The following is a 21,317-nucleotide window of genomic DNA, read 5'->3' on the forward strand; positions in this document are numbered from 1 at the left end:
TGACGATGAGAATCCACCGCCTGATAGTGCCCGTGCTGCTGGCCTCCGGCCTCGTTCTGGGCACCGCCGCGTGCAGCAGCCCGGCGGCGCCCGAGAACGAGTCCACCGCCCCCGTTGAGACACCGGCGGGGACACCGCCCGAGGGCGTCGAACCCCCCGAGGGCGTCGAACCCCCCGACGGCGCCGACGCCCCGCAGGGCGCCCCGGCGGCGCCGCCGACTGCGCCACCCGCGGACGCCACCGTGTTGCAGACCGCGACGGTCGCGCTCAAGGATGGCAGCGAGGCCGAGGTGCTGGTGGACTTCGAGGGGAATGTCGTATACCTGCTCACGGAGGACAGCACCGAGGATCCCGCGTGCAACGCTCTGGACTGCCTGGGTTTCTGGCCGCCTGTGCTGACCGGCGCGCCCGAGCTCAAGCTCGGGGAGGGCGTCACCGCGACCGTCGGGGTCTGGAATCACGACAACCTCGACCACCTGACCCTCGACGACCGTCCGCTGTACACCTTCGGCGGCGACAACAACCCCGGTATCGCGGGCGGTCATGGTCTGGCCAGCAACTTCGGCGGTGGAGTGTGGGCGGCCATCGGTGCCGACGGGACGCCCCTGTCGACCGAGGGCATCGCTGCGCCGTGACCACCCCGCGCACCCTCACCCGCGCAGCCGCTGTCGGCGCCTCCACCCTGGTCATCCTGCTGCTCACCGCGTGCGGTGCGGCCGCGGGGGGCGGCGCCGACGATGGGCCGACGCACCTGTACTGGGCCAACAACGGGATCCACGAGAATGAGCCCCTGTCGGCGACCGCCCACACGATCGGGGTGGCGGCCATCGACGGCACCGAGACGAACCAGGAGCTGATCAGCGACGTCACGTTCCCGACGGGGGTCGCCGTCCACGGCGACTACGTCTACTGGACCGACATCGAACAGGGCGGCATCGGACGCGCCAAGCTGGACGGCAGCGTGGCCGACCCGGAGTTCATCACCGACGGCGTCCGCCTGCCCAACGGCATCGCCGTGGACGGCGAGCATGTGTACTGGTCGAACAACGGCACGAACTCGATCGGCCGGGCGAACATCGACGGCTCAGAGGTCGACGGCTTCTTCATCAAGGGGATTCAGGTGCCCAACGGCATCGCCGTGGATGGCGACTACATCTACTGGACCAACTGGGTAAACGCGATCGGGCGGGCCAACCTCGATGGCAGCGGAATCGACGAGGAGTTCATCGTGGATGCCCGCACCCAGAGCGAACAGATCCTGTCACCCATCCCCATCGGGCTCGCCGTCGACGGTGAATTCATCTACTGGTCGAATCAGCAGGAGAACACCATCGGTCGGGCGAACATCGACGGAACCGAGCCGGACGTCGCTTTCATCACCGGTGCGACGTTCCCCGCTGGCATCGCCCTCGACGATGAACACATCTACTGGGCCAACAACAACGACACGATCGGCCGGGCGAAGCTCGATGGTTCACAGGCCAACCAGAGCTTCATCGAGGGCGCAGACGCCCCAGCCGGCCTCGCCGTCCGGTGAGGCCGGCGAGCGATGCTGCAGGAGACGGGATGAAGGAGCGTAAATGAGATCTTCCACGGGGACCACCCACCTGGCGAGGCGGCGATCACTCATGATCGGCGCCTCGGCGCTGTTGATCGCGCTCCTCTCGGGATGCGGTGGCGCCGCCGCGGACCCCGGCAGAACCGCTGCGCCGACGGCCACCGACAGCACGCCGACCGCCACGCCCGCCCCCGGCCCCGGCCCCGAAAGCGAGCCGCACGAGCCGACCCACATCTACTGGGCGAACAACGGCATCGCCAAGGGGGACGCGCTGATGGCCACAGCTGAGACCATCGGCTGGGCGAACATCGACGGGAGCGGCGCCGACCAGAGTCTGATCGACGGCATCGACTATCCCAGTGGTATGGCCGCTCAGGGGGAGTACATCTACTGGACCGACATCTTCAGCAACACGATCGGGCGGGCCAAGCTGGACGGCACGGAGGCGAACCACTCCTTCATCGCCGAGGGGGTCTACTTCGCCGTCGGTGTCGCCGTCGACGATGAGTACATCTATTGGGCCAACAACGGCACGCTCTCAGTCGGTCGCGCCAGGTTGGACGGTTCGCGGATCGACGAGGAATTCATGAAGTTCTCGGCCGGCATCCGGATGCCGAATGCGATTGCAGTCGACGACCGTCACATCTACTGGTCGAACGTCGCGAGTCAGATCGGGCGGGCGAACATCGACGGCACCGAGATAGACGAGAACTTCATGATCAACACCGGCAGCCAAAGCGGCGCCGTACTCTCACCCCTACCGGTGGGCCTGACAGTGGACGACAACTACATCTACTGGTCGAACATGCAGCAGAACACCATCAGCCGGGCGAACCTGGACGGCACGGAGGGGGACTACAGCTTCATCACCGGGGCTGACTTCCCGGGCGGCGTCGCCGTCGACGGACGGTACATCTACTGGTCCAACAACAACGGCACCATCGGCCGCGCGCACCTCGACGGCACCGAGGTTAATCAGAGCTTCATCACCGGCGCCGACGGGCCCGGGGGTCTCATCGTCTGGTGACCTGAAGGCCCGGCCCCTCACGCGACGAAGGGGGCGGTGGTCCGGATGACTCCGGACCACCGCCCCCTTCGTTGTCGGCCGGTCAGACCGTCAGCGCGGAGCTCCCGTCCAGCTGGTGCCATGTGCGGTTGTGATAGACCAGCGGCGGCTCATCAGCCGCCTGCCCGACGTGCGTGTCCAGCACGTGCACGACGACGACGGTCGAGCTCCCGGCATCCAAGCGGTCGATGATCCGACCGCGCAGTAGGACTGCGGCATCCAGCAGGTAGGGCTCGCCGCCGGGCAGTCGGCCCCACGTGGAGACGTCGGCGAAGCGGTCGATCCCGCTCGTCGCGAAGCGTTTGGCGGCCATATGCTGCCTTGCCCCCAGAAGATGGACGACGACGGTGTCTGCAGCCACGATGGTGGGCGTACTTGAGGACAGTGTCGACAGGGAGAAGATCAGCAGCGGCGGTTCAGCACTGATCGAGAAGACGCTCGTTGCGGTCAGACCTGCTGGGCCCTGGCCCGCGTCGGCGGTGATCACCGCGACACCGGCGGGGTGATTGCGGAAAGCCAGCTTGAACTCCTCGGGCGACACGCCGCCCGGCAGCGCAACGGTCTCACCGCCAGGGCGAGGGGATCCGCTGACGCTGGCGGCGTGCGCGTTCGCAGTGCTCATATCGATTTCTTGCTCCCTCAGCACGCGCCCGTCAGACATGGCCTCAGCCATGCTCAGGGCGTGCGTGCTTGTCGATACCGCTCCAGTGCTCCGCGAGCTTTCCGTCGCGCACGCGGTAGGCGTCGTACGCGAAGTAGTTCCACGTGCCGCCAGAGCCATCGCGCAGAGGCTGCGGCAGACCGGCCGCGATGACGACCATGTCCCCCTCGGCGTGCAGGACGTCGGGGGCGGGCGCGACCGGCGGCGCCCCGTCCTCGGCGGGGGCGGGCGGGGGCGGAGCCTGAGCTGCCAGGCTCTCGACGAACGCCTCGAGCCCGCGCCGGCCCTGCGGCATGTGCTTCACGTGCTGGAGGTAGTCGTCGGTGACGAAATCCTTCACCGCCTCCGCGTTCAGCGGACCGAAGACCTCCGCGTAGAAGCCCGCGACCAGCGCTTTGTTGGCCTCGAGGTCGGTGCCGCCGACGTGTTCCGGCCCGGTGGCTGGATTGCCGAGTGCCATTTCGGGGAGGAACTGCGGCCGCGCATAGCGGTGCTCGTTCGTCCACCGTTCGGCGATTTTGCCGTCCGTGATCCGGTACGTGTTGAAGCCGTAGTAGTCGTAGGCGGCACCCGCCTCATCCGGTTCGGCCATCGGCATGTAGAACGCGATGGTCACCAGGTCACCCTCGGCGAGCACGAAGGCGGGCGGCAGCATCTTGACGTCGGCGGGGTCCAGCGGCGGATGGCCGGCGAAATCGCGCAACAGGATCTGCTCGAATGCGTCGATTCCCACGAGATCGTCGGCACCGTGCAGCACGAAGTCCCGCGCGATGAAATGTTCGAGCGGGCGTACGTCGAACGCCGCGACGACGTCGCGGAAGTAGTCGAGCACGACCTGCTTGTTGGCCGCGAGCTGGTCCGCACTGTCGGTCATCTTCACCCCTTTGTAAACTGTACGAAAGCGTACGCTATGCTCACGCAATCTCCTAGCAACGGAGTTGCACATAGATACGTGGTAAACCGCGGCCGAATTGACATTGGAAAAGCCTCCCACTGAGGAGAACGATTCGGTACAGTACACTTGCGCTGCCGCCCGAACCAGAGTCGGATCGGGCACCGGCGGCCGCCATGACACCGTTTGGAGCAGACAATGAAGTCACAGCATCGAGCGATCCCGGGCTCACCGCCACGGCGCCGCATCGGTCTCACCGCCCTTGTAGCGGCCGCAGCCCTGGCGCTGGCGGGCTGCGCGGGTTCCGACCCGGCCGACCCGGCGGGCGAGGGTGAGGAAGGCGGGACGCTGACGATCGGCCTGACGCAGGACGTCGGCAAGTTCGACCCCATCTTCTCCAACCTGCCGACCTACAACACGTTCGCGTACGCGACGCCGCTCTTCCAGACCGCGGACGGCGAGTTCGGCGGGTACCTGGCGGAGTCGTGGGAGCTCGCCCCAGACTCGAAGGCACTCTCCTTCACGCTCCGGGACGACGCGAAGTTCAGCGATGGCACCGCCGTCACCGCGGACGCCGCCGTCGCCTCGATGACCCGATTCCTGACCACACCGTCCGCAAAGCTGCCCCAGTACGGCGCCCAGATCGCCGGCGTCTCGGCCACCGATGAATTCACCGTCGAGATCGCCTTCAAGATCGCGGTCCCGCAGTCCTACGCGTTCGCCCTGGTGAACCAGGACAGCGCCTTCGCGATGATCACCTCCGAGGCGGGCGCCGCCGACCCCGACGCTCTCAACACCGAGACGATGGGCGCAGGGCCCTACGTTCTCGATCAGGCGAAGTCGGTGAGCGGCACCGAGTACACGTTCGTTCCGAACGAGCACTACTTCGCCCCCGAGACGAGGACGTACGACGAAATCGTCATCAAGCCGTTCAGCGACCCGTCAGCGCTCGCGAACGCCCTCACGAGCGGCCAGGTCACGTACGCAGTGTCCCTGCTGGCCCCCCTCGCTCAGCAGGCCGAGACCGCCGGGATGCAGCTGTCCACGGGCGCGCTCGGCATCGGAGACTCCGGTACGGCCATGCTCGTCTTCGGCAACCGCACCACCGGGCCACTGGCCGACGTGCGCGTGCGTCAGGCGATCGCCCACGCCATTCCGCGCGATGACCTCAACACCTCGCTCCAGGCTGGGATGGCGACAGCCACCAGCTCCGCGACGCCCGCAGGGGTCGGAGGACACACGGGCGAAGATCCCTTCCCGTATGACGTCGACGCGGCCAAGGCGCTGCTCGCGGATGCCGGCTACCCGGACGGCTTCGAGCTGACGATTACCTCTCCGTCCGCCGCCGACCCGGGCAACCTCATCGGGCTCGCCCTGCAGAGCGCGCTCGGGGAGATCGGCGTCGCCGTGACCCTCGACCGCAACGACGACCCGTTCACCGCCCTGATGGGCAAGATCCTGGGCGGCGGCGGCTTCGAGGCCTACGTCTACACCGAACCCGGCGAGAGCGTCTTCACGCTCGTCACGAGCAGCATGACCGGTGTCGCTCCGCTCAACCCGAACGCGGAGGAGATCCCGGCATCGGTGTCGGACGCCATCGCGGCGGTTGCGGCCGCGCCGGCGGAAGAGCAGGACGAGGCGCTCGCCGACGTCACCCGCGCCGTCGACGAGCTGCAGTGGTCCACCACCCTGCTCTCGATTCCCCGGCTCACGGTCGTCCAGCCCGGCGTCACCGGCGTCCCGGCCAGCTACGTCACCGCAGAGCCGGCCCCGTACTCCCCGAACGAGGGCGAGTCATGGTCCGGGAACTGAACGAGACGGAGGTCGCCGGATCCCCGGCGGCCTCCGCCCCCTACTCCTTCGCCGGTCCGCTGGCGACCATCCACGACGAGGCGTTCTTCCGAACGTGGATCGACGACGAATCGTTCATCGAACGACTCATCGCCGCCGACGACCCCGACGTGCGCGAGGTCAAGCGCCTCGCCGTCGAGTTCCAGCGCCGCATGGCGGGGGTCGTCGCCACCGGAGACATCCCCGGCCACATCGATGCGCTCCTGGAGGAGTTCCTCGACGAGGGGTACAAGCAGCACGATGCGCACCTGACCGACGGCCGTGAGCCCCTGGCCGCCTTCTTCAAGGGTGCGGCTGCGGCGGGGATCGACATGTGGCCGCCGATGCCGGTGGCGGTCGTCGTCGAGGGCGACATCGCCGCCCTCTTGCTGGAAAGGGTCACACCGGACGGCGGACGCAAGAACATCCCCACGATGTTTCGCGTGGGCGGCGGGCGCATGACCGAGCACTGGAGCGCGGCGTCCCCGCCGCCCGGCTCCACCCCCCGCTGACACGGCTCGCGACAGCGATATCACCCCCGATCGAAGGAACATCATCGTGACCGACAACGCCATTGCGACGCCGACGCGCGAAACCTCGGCGCCGGAGTCGACCCTGACCGAAGGCGCGCGCCGCATGCGCGACGAGGTACTCGAGTTCGCCGCGGAGATGCAGCGGCAGGGCCTCGAGGCCGAACAGAGGACCGCACTGACCGACGAGGTCAACGTCCGACTCAAGGCGATCGGTGTGTGGGACCTGGGCACGCCTTTCGAGTACGGCGGCACGGCGTCGGGGGCGCGCGACCTCGCTGAGGTGCTGCAGGCCGTCGGCAAGGGTGACGGCTCGGCCGGCTGGCTCGCTCAGGCAGCCGCGACGAACCACACCCTCGCTCTCGCCTACTCCGACGAGGCCGTCAAAGAGGTGTTCGAGTCCTCTGCCGACGTCCCCGGCCCACGGCTGACCGGCGCATCGGTGTTCGCCCGTAAGGTCGGCTCCGCAGTCGCCGTCCCCGGTGGCTGGAAGGTGAAGGGCACGTGGGGGTTCGGCACGGGGTGCCGCACGGCCACGTGGAACATGGTGGGCGCGGACTTCGAGAAGCCCGACGGCACCCCGGGCCGCGGGCTCGCCCTCATTCCGGCCGCGGCCTGCCGGGTCGTGGAGGACTGGAAGGTGACCGGGATGGCCGCCACCGGCAGCAACACCCTCGTGGCCGACGAGGAAGTGTTCATCCCGGACGGCCGCTTCTTCGACCTTCGGGAGATGCCGGAGCGGATGAATGCGTTGCGGGACCGGTTCACCGGGCCCACGTTCTCCTGGGGCTCCGAAGCGCGCATCGTCGTCATCACCCTGAACCTCGCCAGCGTCGCCGTCGGCATGGCGCAGGGCGCCCTGGAGTCGTTCATCGGCACCGCGCCCAAGCGGACGCCGTTCAATCTGCCCTACGCGACCATCGCGGATGCCCCGGGCACCCAGATCGCGGTCGGGCGGTCGCAGGCGGCGATCGACGTGGCGCGGGCCGCCGTGGAGCGGGTGGCAGACACCGTTGATCGGATGAGCGCCGAGGGCATCGACTTCTCGCCGGTGGACGCGACGCGCACCCACATGGAGCTCGTCTACACGATTCGGCTGTGCCGCGACGCGATCGCCGACATCGAGGAGGCACTCGGATCCTCCGCCGCCATCCTGACGAATCAGATCCAACGCGCGCACCGCGACATCCGTGTCCTCGCTTCGCACGGCGCCATCCGGTTCGATCCCCTCGCCGAACTCACGGGGCGCGACGCCCTCGGGCGTACGAACCACAACACAGCCGGCGGCCTGCCCGGCCTCCCCTGAGCGGGCGCCGAGCACAGAAGACACGGAGAACCGATCGTGACCCACACCACCATGACCGCCGCCGACGGGGCGACCCTGCTCAGCCGCGCGGAAGAGCTCGTGCCGCTGCTGCGCGAGACAGCTGCCGAGGCGGAGACACTGCGGCGCCTGCCTGACCGCGTCATCGACGCCTTTGAAGCGGCGGGGTTCTTCACGGCGATGCGCCCTGTGGACACCGGCGGCTCGGCGATCGACTTCGGCACCTTCATCGACATCGTCCGCACCCTCTCCCGCGGGGACGCGTCGGCGGGGTGGGTGGGCGCGTTCCTGCTTTCGCACAACTGGTTGCTGTCGCGGCTCAACACGCAGGCGCAGGAGGAGATCTTCGGCGCCGGGCCTGGGCTGGCCGCAGCGGTCGCCGCCCCTCCCGGGCAGGCAGTGCCCGTCGAGGGCGGCTACCGCGTGACCGGGAGGTGGCGCTTCGCGTCCGCGATCCTGCACTCGAACTGGGTCGTGGTCGCCGCCGCCGGAGAGCACGGACCGCTCGCGGTGGTCGCGCGCGTCGATGACGGGACGATCATCGACACCTGGCGCGTGCCCGGAATGCGGGCGACCGGGTCGAACGACTTCGAGCTCACCGATGCGTTCGTCCCCACCCATCGGGTCGTCGACTTCATCGCCTACTCATCCCGCGACAACGACGGCGCCGCCCTTCACCCGTCATACGACTTGCTGCAGTATCCGATGTACCGCGTCCTGTCCCTCATCCACAGCGCCGTCGCCGTCGGCACGGCCGAGGCCGCACTGGAACTGTTTCCGCAGGCGATGGGCACGCGCGTGCGCCCGGCGAGCCGCGTGCCGTACCTGCACGAGCCCGAAACTCACGCCGCGTACGGTCAGGCGGCGCAGCAGGCGCTCATCGGCCGACTGCTGCTGGATGACGCCGTCTCCCGCACCGAGCGGCTGTACGCGCCCGGCAGCCCGGAGCCGTCGATGGCGGAGCGTGCGAAGCTCAACCTCGACGTGGCAGCCAGCGGCACGGAGGCGTTCGCCGCCGTCGACACCATCGTTCAGGCTGCGGGCGCCAGCGTCCTGCGCGACGGCACCGACTACGACCGCATAGCCCGCAACACGCTGGTCATGCGCAATCACACCACCCTGGACTGGCGCCACGCACAGCTACTCGCAGGCCGAGTACTGCTCGGACAGAGCCTCGGCGACCACGCCGATGCCCTGTATTGATGACCTGTATTGATGCGCTGTACTGATGCGTTGATTCGCCGCGGAAGAGGACCGAGAGCATGACCGACGAGGATGTCCTGCGACGCCTGGACCGGCTGGAGGCGGCCCAGGCCGTGCAGAACGTGATGGGCACGTACGAGTACCTTCATTCCGCCTACCGCAACGCCGAGATCGTCGACCTCTTCGCCGACGTCGATGACCTGCTCATCGAGATGCCCGCCGGGATCTGGCGGGGGCGGGATGCCGCGTACCGCTGCTTCGGCGTGACATTCGAGCAGGAGCTCACCCGGCCCGACCGCCGCGGCGAGCTCGTCGAGCACACTCTGACGACCCCTGTCATCGAGGTGGCCGCCGACGCGCAGACCGCCAAGGCGGTCTGGAACTCACCCGGCCACGAAGCACATCGCTTCTTCTGGGTCGAGGGAAGCCCGCAGATCGAGTTCTGGTACTGGTGCACCTACTCGGTGGACTTCCTGCGCACGGAATCCGGCTGGAAGATCTGGCACCTGCACGTCTACCAGACGTGGGCCAGCGAGGTCGGAAAGAGCATCCTGGACGCTCCCCCGCCGCCGGAACCGCCCATCCCGAACGGCCCGGGGCGCCCCGATGAGCCCATCTCATTCGAGACGAAGTACAGTCGCAATCGAGCACCGGCGCTCGTTCCGGTCCCACCGAAGCCCTACGACACATTCATCGCGGAGGACTGAGAGATGGTCCTTCCATGACCCGCCTCATTCTGGGACGCCTCGCACTTGCCGTGCCGCTGCTGTTCATCGTCTCCTTCCTCACCTTCCTCCTCATCGCCATCGCGCCGGGGGACCCCGCCGCGACGGTGCTGGGCAACGCCGCCACCCCCGAACGGGTCGCGGAGGTGCGCACTCAGCTGGGCCTCGATCAGCCGCTCCTCCTGCAGTACTGGAACTGGCTGACTGCCGCGCTGCACGGCGACCTCGGAGTGTCTTTGCTGACCGCTCAGCCTGTGCTGGACACGATCGGCCAGCGCATCGGGGTCACCCTCAGCCTCGTCCTCGCCGCGCTCGCCCTGTCCACGATCGGCGGTGTCCTGATCGGCATGCTGGGTGCGCTGCGCGGGGGGTGGCTGAGCCGCGCGCTCGAGTGGGCGGCGGTCGTCGTCTCGGCGATCCCGCCCTTCTGGCTCGGCTTCCTCCTGATCGCCTGGTTCGCCCTTCAGATGCCTCTCCTGCCGGCAACCGGATACGTCCCGCCGACGCAGTCGATCGACGGCTGGATCCGTTCGCTCATCCTCCCGGTGGCGACCTTGGTGGCCGCACCCCTGGTGGGAATCGCGAAGCAGACCAAGGACTCCATGCAGGAGGCCCTCGCCAAGGACTTCGTCGCGGCGCTGCGCGCGGACGGCAGGTCCGAGATGCGCATCATCTGGGCGCATGTGCTCAAGAGCGCAGCGATTCCCATCGTCACCATCGTGGGCGTGTTCTTCATCGCCATGATCGGAGGCACCGTCTTCGCCGAGACGGTCTTCTCCCTCCCGGGTCTGGGCACCCTGGTGGTCGGCGCGGCGCAGACCGGTGACTTCCCCCTCGTGCAGGGGGTCGTCGTCGTACTCTGCCTCGGTGTGGTCATCGTCAACCTCGTCGTAGAGATGCTCTACGGCTGGCTCAACCCGAAGGCGAGAATGTCATGACGATGACCCGCTCCCTCGTCATCCCCCGACGCCGAGCCGTACGAAGCCCGTTCTCCCGACTGATCCGCCGCCCTGCCGCGATCGTCTCCGGGGCGGTGTTGGCCGTCGTCATCATCGCGTGCCTGCTCGCTCCGGTCCTCCCCTTGCCCGACCCCAACCAGGTCGACCTGCTCGCCGCGCTGGCCGCCCCCAGCGCCGAGCACCCGCTCGGCACGGACCAGCTGGGCCGCGACCTCCTCAGCCGCCTGCTGTTCGGCGGCATCCCGTCGCTCGGCTACGCGAGTGTCGTCCTCATCGTCGCCCTGCTCTTGGGCGTCCCGCTGGGGATCCTCGCCGGTTTCCAGGGCGGCTGGTGGGACCGGGTCATCACGACGAGCGCCGATATCGGCCTGGCCATGCCGGTGCTGGTCATGACCATCGTCATCCTGAGCGTGTTCGACGGCGTTTTCCTGGTCGCCATGGTGCTGCTCGGCGTGCTGATGTCCCCACCGGTTGTGCGCAACATCCGGGGCGCCGTGATCGCCGTGCGCCGGGAGAACTTCGTCGACGCGGCTCGAGTGGCGGGCCTCGCGCCCCTGAAGATCATGGCCTCGCACATCCTGCCGCGCATCGTCGGCCCTCTGCTCGTCCAGGCGACGCTGATCGCCGGAGTCGGCGTCGCGTTCACCGTAGGCCTCGCCTTCCTCGGATTCGGCCCGCAGCCTCCGGACGCGACGTGGGGCGGCATGATCCAGGATGCCGTCCTCGCCCTTTCCCGGTCGCAGGGACCCATGATCGTCGCCGGCGCCGCCGTGGCGGTCACCGTGCTGGCACTGAACGTCCTCGGTGACACCCTGCGGGAGGCGAGCGTTGACCCGTGGACGGGCGCGTCCCGCAAGGCCGCGACCGCCACCCGTCCCGCCAAGGTCGAGGCCGGCTCCGCGCTCGTCTCAGTCCGCGACCTCGACGTGCACTACACGGCCGGGTCACGAGACGCCCTCGTGGTCGACGGCATCAGCTTCGACATCGCCCCGGGGGAAGCCGTGGGGCTGGTCGGCGAGTCCGGGTGCGGCAAATCCACAGTGGCGCGGGCGCTCGCGCGCATCCTGCCGGCAGCCGGCCGAACCACCGGCGGCGGGGTTCGCTTCCGCGACCAGGCCGTGCTCGAACTCACCGGCAAAGAACTGCGCACCTACCGCGGAGGTTCCGTCGCCTACGTCTTCCAGGACCCGATGGCGACCCTGGAGCCCACAATCCGGGTCGGCCAGCTGCTCACCCAGGTCCTTCGCCTGCATCACGACATCACCAAACGCGAGGCGCGGACGCGCGCACTCGACCTGCTCCGTCGCGTGCAGATCACCGACGCGGAGACGATCGCCCGACGGTACCCGCACGAGCTTTCCGGAGGCCTCGCGCAGCGCGTCGCGATCGCACGGGCGATCGCGGGCGAGCCTGATCTCCTCATTGCGGATGAGCCGACGACCGCTCTCGACGCCTCCATCCGGCTGGGCGTGCTGGACCTGCTGCGCAGCCTGCAGCAGGAGTCCGGCATGGCGCTCCTGATCGTCAGTCACGACTGGGACGTGATCCGCCACCTCTGCGACCGGGCCATGGTGATGTACTCCGGGCAGATTTCCGAGGAGGGCCGAGTCGACGACCTGCTCGAGCACAGCGCGCACCCCTACACGCGGGCGCTGCTGGCCTGCCGGCCCCGCGCCGACGCCGACCGTTCCCTACCGCTCGTGTCCACGCCCGGGCAGGTCGCCGCCCCGGGATCATGGCCGAGCGGCTGCCGGTTCGCCCCGCGATGCCCGATCGCGCGGGTCGAGTGCCGGAGTGCACCGGTTCCCCTGTTCGACCTCCCGGGCGACCAGGCGAGTCGCTGTCTGTTCGCGCACGAGGTCCGTGCCCAGACCGTGGAGGTCGCCCGATGACTGCTGACTCACTGCTCCGGGTGGAAGATCTCACGGTCGACTACGGCTCTGGCCGACGGCGACATCGGGCCGTCGACAGCGTGAGCTTCGAGATCGCCGAGGGCGAGACGCTGGGTCTGCTCGGCGAATCCGGCTCGGGCAAGTCGACGATCGGGCGGGCCCTTCTGGGACTCGCACCCATCACCTCGGGGAGGATCTTCTTCCGCGGGACAGAACTGTCGGCATTGTCGGCGGCCCGCCGCCGCGCGTTCGGCTCACAGATCCGTGCGGTGTTCCAGGACCCCAACAGCACGCTGAACCCCGTCAAACGCGTCCGGAGCGCATTACTGGAGGGCATCCCTCGCACGGAGCGAGATGCGACGACGCGGATCCAGGACCTCCTCGACCGGATGGGTCTGCCCGCGGGCGCCGCGGACAGCTTCCCCGCCGCATTCTCCGGCGGTCAACGTCAGCGCATCGCCATCGCACGAGCGATGATGAGTCGTCCCGCCCTGGTCGTCTGCGATGAGCCGGTGACGGCGCTGGACGTGTCGGTCCAGGCCCAGGTACTGAACCTGCTGCGCGAGGTGCAGCGCGACACCGGCGTGAGCTTCCTGTTCATCGGCCACGACATCGAGATCGTCCGCTTCATGTCCGAGCGCATCGCCGTCCTGCAGCATGGCCGGATCGTGGAGATCGGCGCCGCGGACGACGTCGTGCGGTCGCCCCAGCACCTGTACACGAAGGAGCTCGTGGCCGCGATGCTCGCCACCGGTGAGCGCCCGGAGCCTCTCGAGCGTGCGGTCGGCGTCACTCAGTGACGGCGCCCCGACGCGGCAGTCAGGAATCCTCGGACGGCTCCCGCGACGCGGTGGCGAGGGGAAGCAGGATATCGTCCAGCAGGTAGTCCAGGAAGGCGTCGTCGATCGGCTCGTTCCAGACCGCGCGGTGGTGCATGATCGGCAATGCGATGTCCGGCACGAGGTCGAGGTTGACCCCGGGGCCGACCTCGCCGCGAGCGATCGCTCGCATGAGAGGTCGTTGGGTTGCCTCCCGCACACTCTCCTGCGTCTCCTGCCGCATGAGACGAAAGACCGTCTCATCGCGCTGCGCCCCGTCCAGCAGGGCGATGATGAGCCGGCGGTTCTCTCGGAGCATCTGCGCTGCCCCATCCAGGATCACGCGAAGTTCCGGCCGCAGGGCACCCAGGTCACCAGGGTCGCTCGGACGCTGACCGCCGAAGGACATTTCGATCGCCTCGCGGATGAGGTCCACCTTGGTGGGCCAGCGCCGGTACAAGGTCGCTTTGGATGCCTTCGCGGCCGCGGCGATCGCGTCGACGGTGACGCCCTCGATGCCACGCGCCGCCACGAGCTCGAGAACGACCCGCTGGATGTCTTCGCGCCGTTCCTCGCCGCGCGACCGTGCGGCGCCCTTCGCCTTCGGCTTCACGTTGCTCATGCTGGTCCCGCCCTTCGCTTCGCTCACCCCCCGAGCGTAGTCTCAAGAACCGTCGCGTACTGCCTCCCGCGCCTCATTAGAGCGGGACCCGCGCGCTTATATACGAAACGGTTTCGTTCTATAGTTGTCGCATGGCCGATGACGTGACCGCTGCTGAACTCTTCTCCCTGCACGGGCAGGTCGCAATCGTGACCGGAGCGACAACCGGACTCGGGCGGGAGACGGCACGCCTTCTCGCTTCCGCAGGAGCCACGACGGTGCTGAGCGGCCTGGCTTCGGAGCATCCCGAGCGCGTCGCCGCGCAATTCGCCGACCGTGGGCTGCCGATCGTGGGGCGCGTCTGCGACGTATCCTCCGCCGAAGAAGTGACCGCGCTCGTCGACGCCACACACGCAGAGTTCGGCCGTATCGACACCGTGTTCGCCAACGCGGGCATCTCACTCGAGGATCGGCCGAGCGACCTGTCATCGGATGAGAAGTTCGACCGGATGTTCGACGTCAATGTCCGCAGCGTCCTGCACCTGGCCGCGTGCGCCCTCCCCCGGATGGCCGCCGGCGGCGGAGGTGCCTTCATCATCATGTCGAGCCTGGCCGGGATCCGTGGCAACACCAAGATTCCCGTCTACGGCCTCACCAAGGCCGCGAACGCCCAGCTCGCCCGGAACCTCGCGGTCGAGTGGGGACCGTCCGGCATTCGAGTGAACTCCATCGCCCCAGGGGTCATCCAGACCGATTTCGCGAAAGTGATAACCGAGGGCCCCCACCGCCAAGCACGGCTTGCGAAGACGCCGATGCGTCGATTCGGCGAGCCCTACCATGTAGCCGGCACGGTGCTGTGGCTCGCTTCCGCGGCGGGATCCTTCACCTCCGGTCAGAACATCGTCGTCGACGGTGGAACGGTCATCGGAGACTGACATGAAGATCTTCCAGTACGCCTACACCAGCCCCGACATCGAGGCGACAGCGCGGGCCTGGACCGAGACGCTGGGCGTCGGCCCGTGGACGGTGCGCGGACCCTTCACTGCCCCGGATGCCACCTACCAGGGCGAGCCGTTCCGGGCGAGCCTCACCGTGGCGCGGACGTTCGACGGCCCCGTCATGATCGAGCTGATCCAGCAGCACGACGACCACCCATCGATCTTCCGCGACGCGGTCCGCTCCCGCGGCCACGGGTTCCATCACGTCGCGATCACGAGTCCGCCCGACCAGTTCGACGAGCGCGCCGCGGGCCTCGTGGCCGTCGGCGGGCCCGCCACCTTCGAGGACGTGCTCCCCAACGGAGCACGCGTCGCCTTCTTCCCCGGCGCGCCGGGGTCTGCCGGGCTGATCGAGCTCGTGGAGCTCACCCCTGCGCAGGCCGCCGCCCTCGAGGATCTGCGTGCCATGTGCGCCGGCTGGGACGGCACCGACCCCTGGCGCACCGCCTGAACCCGAGGAGAACCATGACCATCGCCACCATCGACCCGCGTACGGGTGAACTCGTGGCCGAGTTCGCGCCGCACGATGCCAGCGAGGTCGAACGGCGCATCGCCGCGGCGCAGTCCGCGTTCGAGACGCTACGCGAGACCGCTCTCGACCAACGTGCACAGTGGATGCGGCACTCGGCGGACCTGTTGGAGGCCGATGCAGACGCGGTCGCCGGCCTGCTGACCCTCGAGATGGGCAAGCCCATCTCCCAGGCGCGCGCGGAAGTCGCCAAGTGCGCGAAAGCGATGCGGTTCTACGCGGAGCGCGCGGAGGGCTTCCTTGCGGACGAACCGCTGGCCGATCCCTCCGTCGTCGGAGCCCGCATGGCCACCGTCGTTTACGAGCCGCTCGGGGTCGTGCTTGCCGTCATGCCCTGGAACTATCCGCTGTGGCAGGTGGTCCGCTTCGCCGCGCCGGCACTGATGGCGGGGAACGCGGGTCTGCTCAAGCACGCCTCGAATGTGCCCCAGGCCGCCCTGTATCTCGACACGCTGTTCCACCGAGGCGGCTTCCCGGAGGGGGCCTTCGGTGCTCTGCTCATCGGTTCCGGTGCGGTGGAAGCGGTCATCCGCGACCCGCGGGTGCGCGCCGTGACCATCACCGGATCCGAGCCGGCGGGTCGCTCCGTCGCAGCGACAGCCGGCAGCGAGATCAAGAAGAGCGTGACCGAGCTGGGTGGCTCCGACCCGTTCATCGTGATGCCGTCCGCCGACCTCGAAACCGCCGTCGCCACGGCCGTCACTGCGCGGTTCACCAACAACGGGCAGAGCTGCGTATGCGCGAAGCGGTTCATCGTGCACGCCGACGTGTTCGACGAATTCGTCCGCCGCTTCTCGGAGCGCGTCGCCGCCCTCACGATGGGGGACCCCGCGGACGAGAGCGTGGACGTCGGGCCCCTCGCCACTCGTGCCGGAAGGGACGAACTGGCTGAGCTGGTCGACGACGCGATCGCGAAAGGCGCGCGCGTGCTGGTCGGCGGAGGCGTCCCCGACGAGCGGGGCTGGTTCTACCCGCCCACCGTGCTCACGGACCTGTCCGGCGACATGCGCCTCGTCCTCGAGGAGGCCTTCGGTCCGGTGGCGTCGGTGTATCGCGTCGCGGACCGCGACGAGGCCATCCGCATCGCCAACCAGACACCCTTCGGGCTGAGTTCGTCCGTGTGGACGCGGGACGCGGACGAAGAGGACTTCTTCCTCCTCCGGCTGGACGCGGGCGCGGTGTTCGTCAACGGCATGACCGTGTCGTTTCCGGAACTGCCGTTCGGGGGAAGTAAGAACTCCGGCTACGGACGGGAACTCGCCGCGCAGGGGATGCGAGAGTTCACCAACGTCAAAACCGTGTGGAAGGCCTAGCACTGTGACACGAACGGCAGAAGACGGCGTCGAGCGAACCGAGTGGTGGAAGGCCGTGCTCGGTGAGTACCCGACCGCGGTCTCGCTGATCACCGCGCTCGGACCGACGGGGGAGCCCGTCGGCATGATCGTCGGCAGTTTTGTCGCCGTGAGCCAGGACCCGCCACTGATTGGATTCTTCGGCGACGACTCCTCCGCGAGCTTCGCGAAGGTCGTCGACGCCGACCGCTTCGCCGTGAGCGTGCTGGGCGAACGGCAGGACGATATCCTGCGCTCGTTCATCCGCAAGGAAGCCGAGCGCTTCGAACAGCCGGGACTCATCCGCACCGCACACGGAATCCCGCGCCTGGACGATGCTGTCGCCTGGTTCGAAGCACGTACGGAGAGAGTCGAGCGGTTCGGCGACCACCGATTCGTCGTCGGGCGTGTCGAGAAGTTCGGCGTCGGGACGCGCGATGCCGGCGATCCACTCCTCTACCGCCGTGGCGGCTTCGGCGCCTTCGCGATCCCCGCCGACGCGGTCGATGCCCGGCTCGTCGGCGACCGTCTGGCTGCGGCTCGCGCAGCATCGGACGCTCTCACGTCGGTCGCCGACCGGATCGGGCGGGACATCGCCATCACGACGCTGGTCGGCGAGTCGGTCGTGGTGCTGGCCATCGTTCCGGCTTCGGTGGGCGTCGCCGGCCGCGACGAACTGGAGGCGAAGGAACGACGGGTGCGCTCGATCGGCGTCTCCCTGCCTTTTGCCGCGCCGATCGAACCGGTGTTCGCGGCATGGGCCGCGCAGCGCGATCGTTCGCTGTGGATCGAGCGCGCCCGGCACCTTGTCGGCGCGGTCGATCGGCGCAGCGTGGAAGCCCAGCTGGCGGCGATCCGGGAGCGCGGGTTCGGCATCTCGGTAGACCGGGATCTCACCGATCGCTTCTACAGCATGCTCACCGATCCCGCCGCCGAGCGCGACTCCTACGCGAAAGTGTGGAGCGAATACGCCTCCCGCACCATCGAGAACATCACTCCGGGGCTCGCCGCGGACGACATCGCGGCGGTACAGGTACCCGTCTTCGACGGTGCGGGAGAGGTCGTGCTCGTGCTGACGGTGAGTGACCTCGAACCCGGCAGCGGAGGCCGGAGTCTCGACGACCTCGCGCAGGCTCTCGTGACGGCCGGACGAACCCTCTCGGCGCAGCTCGCCGTCAACGCGCCGGCACCCGATGGAGCACTCCTCGCCGGTGCATGAGCGCGGCTCCGCCCCCGCCCAGATCCAGCGTCCCCGCTCAAATAATTGACATTCTCAACAATCGGGAGTTTCATGTGAGCAACCGAAGGAGCTTGCATGTCACTCGAAGGCAAAGTCGCCATCATCACCGGGTCCGGTCGCGGACTCGGGCTCGCCTACGCGCAGGAACTCGCTCGCCAGGGCGCATCGGTCGTCGTGAACGACGTCGATGAGACGATCGCCGCCGAAGCGGTCGAGTCCATCGTGTCCGCCGGCGGCAAGGCCGTCGCCGTGGTCGCGCCGGTGGGACCCACCGACACGGCGAAGCAATTGGTGCAGACCGCAGTGGACGCGTTCGGAGGCGTGGACATCCTCGTCACCAACGCCGGCGTGCTGCGCGACACCGTGCTGTGGAAGATGAGCGACGACGACTTCGACCTCGTCATCGGCGTGCACCTGCGTGGCACGTTCACGTGCGTGCGGGAAGCGGCCACCTACATGCGTGAGAACGCCGTCGCAGGGCGCATCATCTGCATCGGCTCTCCCACGGGCCAACGAGGCAACTTCGGGCAGACCAACTACGCCGCCGCCAAAGCCGGCATCGCCGGAATGGTGCGCACCTGGGCCCTCGAGCTGAAGAAGGCGGGGATCACCGCCAACACCGTCATCCCCGTCGCCGCCACCGCGATGACCGCCACCGTGCCGTACTTCGCCGCCGCCGTCGCCGCGGATGCCGCGGGTGAGGCGATGCCGGAGTTCTTCCGCCACGACCTCGGCTTCGGCACCGCCGACGACGTCGCCGGGCTCATCGCATATCTGGCATCGGATGCCGCCGCCGGCATCACCGGCCAGGCCATCGGCGTCGGCGGCGACCGCCTGCAGGTGTGGTCGCACCCCGAGCCCATCGTCACGGCGTACCGCGAGGGGGGCTGGACGTTCGACGCCCTCACCGAATCAGGCGAGGCACTGCTGGGCGGCAACCTGCAGAGCGTCGGTGAGAAGTTCCCACCCCTGCCGGAGGAGCTCCAGCAGCCTGCGCCCACCGCCTGATCCGAGCCCTCCGCGGCGGCACGACCCCGCAGCACAGGCACCCCCTGCACCCCCTCGCAATGGAGCGACAGTGACCCGGTACTCTCCCGCAATCGACCTCGACGCGATCACCGCGATCGACGTGCACGTGCACATCGAGATCGACCCGCACGGGCACTCGTCCCTTCCAGACGACCTCGCCGACGCCGCGTCGACCTACTTCAGCGCCGACGGCCCGCGCCCGGACCTCGACGGGATCGCCGCGTACTACCGCGAGCGGCGGATGGCTGCGGTCGTGTTCACGGTCGACTCCGAGACGAACCTCGGCCACGCCCCGATCTCCAGCGCCGGCATCGCCGAAGGCGCAGCGCGTAACAACGACGTGCTCATCCCCTTCGGCTCCGTCGACCCCCGCAAGGGCGACGCGGCGATCACGCAGGCGCGCCGCCTCATCGAGGACAGCGGCGTGCGCGGGTTCAAGTTCCACCCCACCGTGCAGGGGTTCGATCCCTCGGATCCGATCCACTTCCCGCTGTACCGGGTGCTGCAGGATGCCGGCGTCGTCGCACTGTTCCACACCGGCCAGACCGGGATCGGTGCGGGGATGCCGGGTGGGCGCGGGTTCCGGCTGGGCCTGTCCAACCCGATGCTGTTGGACGTCGTGGCCGCCGAGCACCCCGACCTGCAGATCATCATGGCCCACCCGTCGGTGCCGTGGCAGGACGAGGCACTCTCGGTGGCGACCCACAAGCACAACACCTGGATCGACCTGTCCGGCTGGAGCCCCAAGTACTTCCCCGCCGAGCTGGTCCGCTACGCCAACTCGATGCTGAAGAAGCGCGTGCTGTTCGGGTCGGACTTCCCCATGATCACGCCCGACCGGTGGATCCGTGACGCCGAGCACGCCGCCTTCAAGCCGGAAGTGCTCCCCGGGATCATGAAGGACAACGCCGCGCGACTGCTGGGACTCGGGGACACATCGTGAAGACCGCCCCCGGCCCGCTCGGCTTCGACCCCTACGGGTTCGCCGAAACGCACCTGACTCCGGCTGCCCGCGCGGCACTGGTCGAGCTCGCCGACGTGCTGAAACGCGACGTCACACCGCTCATGCGCGACGCGTGGGAGTCGGCGACGATGCCAGATGGCGTGCTCGGGGCGCTCATTCCGCTGCACCTCATGGACCCCACCGGTGTCGAGCACCGGGAGGCGACGTCGTCGGTGTTCTCCGGCTTCCGCACCTTCGTCCTCGCCCGCGCGGACGTGTCGGTCGCGACGATGTACAACGCGCAATCGGGGCTCTTCCGTGCCACGGTCGCGCTGGGCGGTTCACCCGACCAGGCACAGCGCATGGATGCCGACGTGCGCTCGTTCGCTCTGAAGGGGGTATTCGCGCTCACCGAACCCGACCATGGCTCCGATATCGCCGGCGGGCTGGCCACGACCGCGCGCCGAGACGGCGACGGCTGGGTCATCGACGGCGCGAAGCGGTGGATCGGCGGTGCGGCCTCCGCCGACGTGCTGGCGGTGTTCGCCCGCAACGTCGCCGACGGCGAGGTGAAGGCGTTCCTCGTGCCCCGCACCGCCGCCGGCGTCCGCCTCGAGACGATCGAGGGCAAGGTGTCGCTGCGTCCGATGCAGAACGCCGTCATCCACCTCGACGGCGTGCGCATCGGCGAGAGCGACCGACTGCAGGGTGTGAACTCGTGGCGCGACGTCACCGCGATCCTGCGCACGATGCGCTCGGACGCGGCCTGGATCGCCGCCGGGCTGCAATCCGGGGCGCTGGAGGCAGCCGTGCGCTACGTCACCGCACGTGAGCAGTTCGGCCGGCCGGTGGGCGGCTTCCAGCTCGTGCAGGAGAAACTCGCCCGCATGCTCGGCAACACCGTCGCCTCGCTCGGTATGGCGGTGCAGCTGTCCGCGCGGCAGGATGCCGGCATGGTCACCGACGAGAACTCGGCGCTGGCGAAGCTGCAGACCGCACGGCTGGCCCGTGAAACCGTCGCCCTCGGCCGCGAGGCCCTCGGCGGCAACGGCATCCTGCTCAAGCACGACGTCGCCCGCTTCTTCGCCGATGCGGAAGCGGTCTATTCGTACGAGGGCACGCACGAGATCAATGCCCTCATCGTCGGGCGGGGCCTCACCGGCCAGTCCGCATTCGTCTGATCCCGAC

At 68.6% G+C, this 21,317-nt stretch carries 21 protein-coding genes; 18 read left to right on the forward strand and 3 right to left on the reverse strand.

What is annotated here, in order from left to right; all coding sequences use genetic code 11:
* Positions 1 to 5: 5 nt before the first annotated feature.
* From QNO11_RS15155 to QNO11_RS15165, 3 genes are read left to right on the forward strand one after another with little or no spacing between them, the layout of a single operon-like run.
* On the forward strand, positions 6 to 635 hold the full coding sequence (locus tag QNO11_RS15155) for a COG4315 family predicted lipoprotein (protein ID WP_285169461.1): 630 nt from the start codon (positions 6 to 8) through the stop codon (positions 633 to 635).
* Positions 632 to 1,537, forward strand: a complete 906-nt coding sequence (locus QNO11_RS15160; RefSeq protein WP_257507437.1) for an NHL repeat-containing protein — start codon at positions 632 to 634, stop codon at positions 1,535 to 1,537. The genes QNO11_RS15155 and QNO11_RS15160 overlap by 4 nt, the downstream gene beginning before the upstream one ends.
* A 43-nt stretch (positions 1,538 to 1,580) precedes the next feature.
* On the forward strand, positions 1,581 to 2,585 hold the full coding sequence (locus tag QNO11_RS15165) for a hypothetical protein (RefSeq protein ID WP_285169464.1): 1,005 nt from the start codon (positions 1,581 to 1,583) through the stop codon (positions 2,583 to 2,585).
* An 82-nt stretch (positions 2,586 to 2,667) separates the two neighbouring features.
* On the opposite strand, the gene QNO11_RS15170 is transcribed toward QNO11_RS15165, so the two are convergent.
* Together QNO11_RS15170 and QNO11_RS15175 are read right to left on the reverse strand one after the other, a co-directional pair.
* Positions 2,668 to 3,246: a flavin reductase family protein gene (locus tag QNO11_RS15170; protein WP_257507435.1), complete on the reverse strand. Its 579-nt coding sequence runs from the start codon at positions 3,244 to 3,246 to the stop codon at positions 2,668 to 2,670.
* A 43-nt stretch (positions 3,247 to 3,289) separates the two neighbouring features.
* The gene (locus tag QNO11_RS15175) at positions 3,290 to 4,159 is read right to left on the reverse strand and encodes a nuclear transport factor 2 family protein (protein WP_257507434.1); all 870 of its coding nucleotides are present in this window, start codon (positions 4,157 to 4,159) and stop codon (positions 3,290 to 3,292) included.
* Between the two features lie 216 nt (positions 4,160 to 4,375).
* Between QNO11_RS15175 and QNO11_RS15180 the strand changes: the two genes are divergently transcribed.
* Genes QNO11_RS15180 through QNO11_RS15215 form a run of 8 tightly spaced genes read left to right on the forward strand, consistent with a single transcriptional unit; the run spans position 4,376 to position 13,440 of the window.
* Positions 4,376 to 5,989 (forward strand): ABC transporter substrate-binding protein, encoded by a 1,614-nt coding sequence (locus QNO11_RS15180; protein ID WP_257507433.1) that lies wholly within the window; start codon positions 4,376 to 4,378, stop codon positions 5,987 to 5,989.
* On the forward strand, positions 5,974 to 6,519 hold the full coding sequence (locus QNO11_RS15185; protein ID WP_257507432.1) for a hypothetical protein: 546 nt from the start codon (positions 5,974 to 5,976) through the stop codon (positions 6,517 to 6,519). Before QNO11_RS15180 ends, QNO11_RS15185 begins: the two co-directional genes overlap by 16 nt.
* A gap of 46 nt (positions 6,520 to 6,565) precedes the next feature.
* Positions 6,566 to 7,843: an acyl-CoA dehydrogenase family protein gene (locus QNO11_RS15190; protein WP_257507431.1), complete on the forward strand. Its 1,278-nt coding sequence runs from the start codon at positions 6,566 to 6,568 to the stop codon at positions 7,841 to 7,843.
* Between the two features lie 36 nt (positions 7,844 to 7,879).
* Positions 7,880 to 9,064 carry an acyl-CoA dehydrogenase family protein gene (locus tag QNO11_RS15195; protein ID WP_257507430.1) on the forward strand — a complete coding sequence of 395 codons (1,185 nt, stop codon included), beginning with the start codon at positions 7,880 to 7,882 and terminating at the stop codon, positions 9,062 to 9,064.
* 59 nt (positions 9,065 to 9,123) lie between these two features.
* Positions 9,124 to 9,771, forward strand: a complete 648-nt coding sequence (locus QNO11_RS15200; protein ID WP_257507429.1) for a nuclear transport factor 2 family protein — start codon at positions 9,124 to 9,126, stop codon at positions 9,769 to 9,771.
* Positions 9,772 to 9,785: 14 nt separating this feature from the next.
* Positions 9,786 to 10,727, forward strand: a complete 942-nt coding sequence (locus QNO11_RS15205) for an ABC transporter permease (protein WP_257507428.1) — start codon at positions 9,786 to 9,788, stop codon at positions 10,725 to 10,727.
* Entirely contained in the window at positions 10,724 to 12,640 is a 1,917-nt protein-coding gene (locus QNO11_RS15210; RefSeq protein ID WP_257507427.1) for a dipeptide/oligopeptide/nickel ABC transporter permease/ATP-binding protein, read from the forward strand. Before QNO11_RS15205 ends, QNO11_RS15210 begins: the two co-directional genes overlap by 4 nt.
* The gene (locus QNO11_RS15215; protein ID WP_257507426.1) at positions 12,637 to 13,440 is read left to right on the forward strand and encodes an ABC transporter ATP-binding protein; all 804 of its coding nucleotides are present in this window, start codon (positions 12,637 to 12,639) and stop codon (positions 13,438 to 13,440) included. Before QNO11_RS15210 ends, QNO11_RS15215 begins: the two co-directional genes overlap by 4 nt.
* 19 nt (positions 13,441 to 13,459) lie before the next feature.
* On the opposite strand, the gene QNO11_RS15220 is transcribed toward QNO11_RS15215, so the two are convergent.
* Entirely contained in the window at positions 13,460 to 14,107 is a 648-nt protein-coding gene (locus QNO11_RS15220) for a TetR-like C-terminal domain-containing protein (protein WP_257507425.1), read from the reverse strand.
* Positions 14,108 to 14,211: 104 nt separating this feature from the next.
* On the opposite strand from QNO11_RS15220, the gene QNO11_RS15225 reads away from it, so the two are divergent.
* The 7 genes from QNO11_RS15225 to QNO11_RS15255 all read left to right on the forward strand — a co-directional run bounded on the left by QNO11_RS15225 (position 14,212) and on the right by QNO11_RS15255 (position 21,310).
* Positions 14,212 to 14,994 (forward strand): SDR family NAD(P)-dependent oxidoreductase, encoded by a 783-nt coding sequence (locus QNO11_RS15225; protein ID WP_257507424.1) that lies wholly within the window; start codon positions 14,212 to 14,214, stop codon positions 14,992 to 14,994.
* A gap of 1 nt (position 14,995) precedes the next feature.
* Positions 14,996 to 15,508 carry a VOC family protein gene (locus QNO11_RS15230; protein ID WP_257507423.1) on the forward strand — a complete coding sequence of 171 codons (513 nt, stop codon included), beginning with the start codon at positions 14,996 to 14,998 and terminating at the stop codon, positions 15,506 to 15,508.
* Positions 15,509 to 15,522: 14 nt separating this feature from the next.
* Positions 15,523 to 16,899, forward strand: a complete 1,377-nt coding sequence (locus tag QNO11_RS15235; protein ID WP_257507422.1) for an NADP-dependent succinic semialdehyde dehydrogenase — start codon at positions 15,523 to 15,525, stop codon at positions 16,897 to 16,899.
* 4 nt (positions 16,900 to 16,903) lie between these two features.
* Entirely contained in the window at positions 16,904 to 18,136 is a 1,233-nt protein-coding gene (locus tag QNO11_RS15240; protein ID WP_257507421.1) for a flavin reductase family protein, read from the forward strand.
* Between the two features lie 96 nt (positions 18,137 to 18,232).
* Positions 18,233 to 19,165 (forward strand): SDR family NAD(P)-dependent oxidoreductase, encoded by a 933-nt coding sequence (locus QNO11_RS15245; protein ID WP_257507420.1) that lies wholly within the window; start codon positions 18,233 to 18,235, stop codon positions 19,163 to 19,165.
* Positions 19,166 to 19,235: 70 nt separating this feature from the next.
* The gene (locus QNO11_RS15250) at positions 19,236 to 20,129 is read left to right on the forward strand and encodes an amidohydrolase family protein (protein WP_257507419.1); all 894 of its coding nucleotides are present in this window, start codon (positions 19,236 to 19,238) and stop codon (positions 20,127 to 20,129) included.
* Entirely contained in the window at positions 20,126 to 21,310 is a 1,185-nt protein-coding gene (locus QNO11_RS15255) for an acyl-CoA dehydrogenase family protein (protein ID WP_257507418.1), read from the forward strand. Before QNO11_RS15250 ends, QNO11_RS15255 begins: the two co-directional genes overlap by 4 nt.
* Positions 21,311 to 21,317: the final 7 nt, after the last annotated feature.

Source organism: Microbacterium sp. zg-B96 (assembly GCF_030246865.1).
GTDB lineage: Bacteria > Actinomycetota > Actinomycetes > Actinomycetales > Microbacteriaceae > Microbacterium.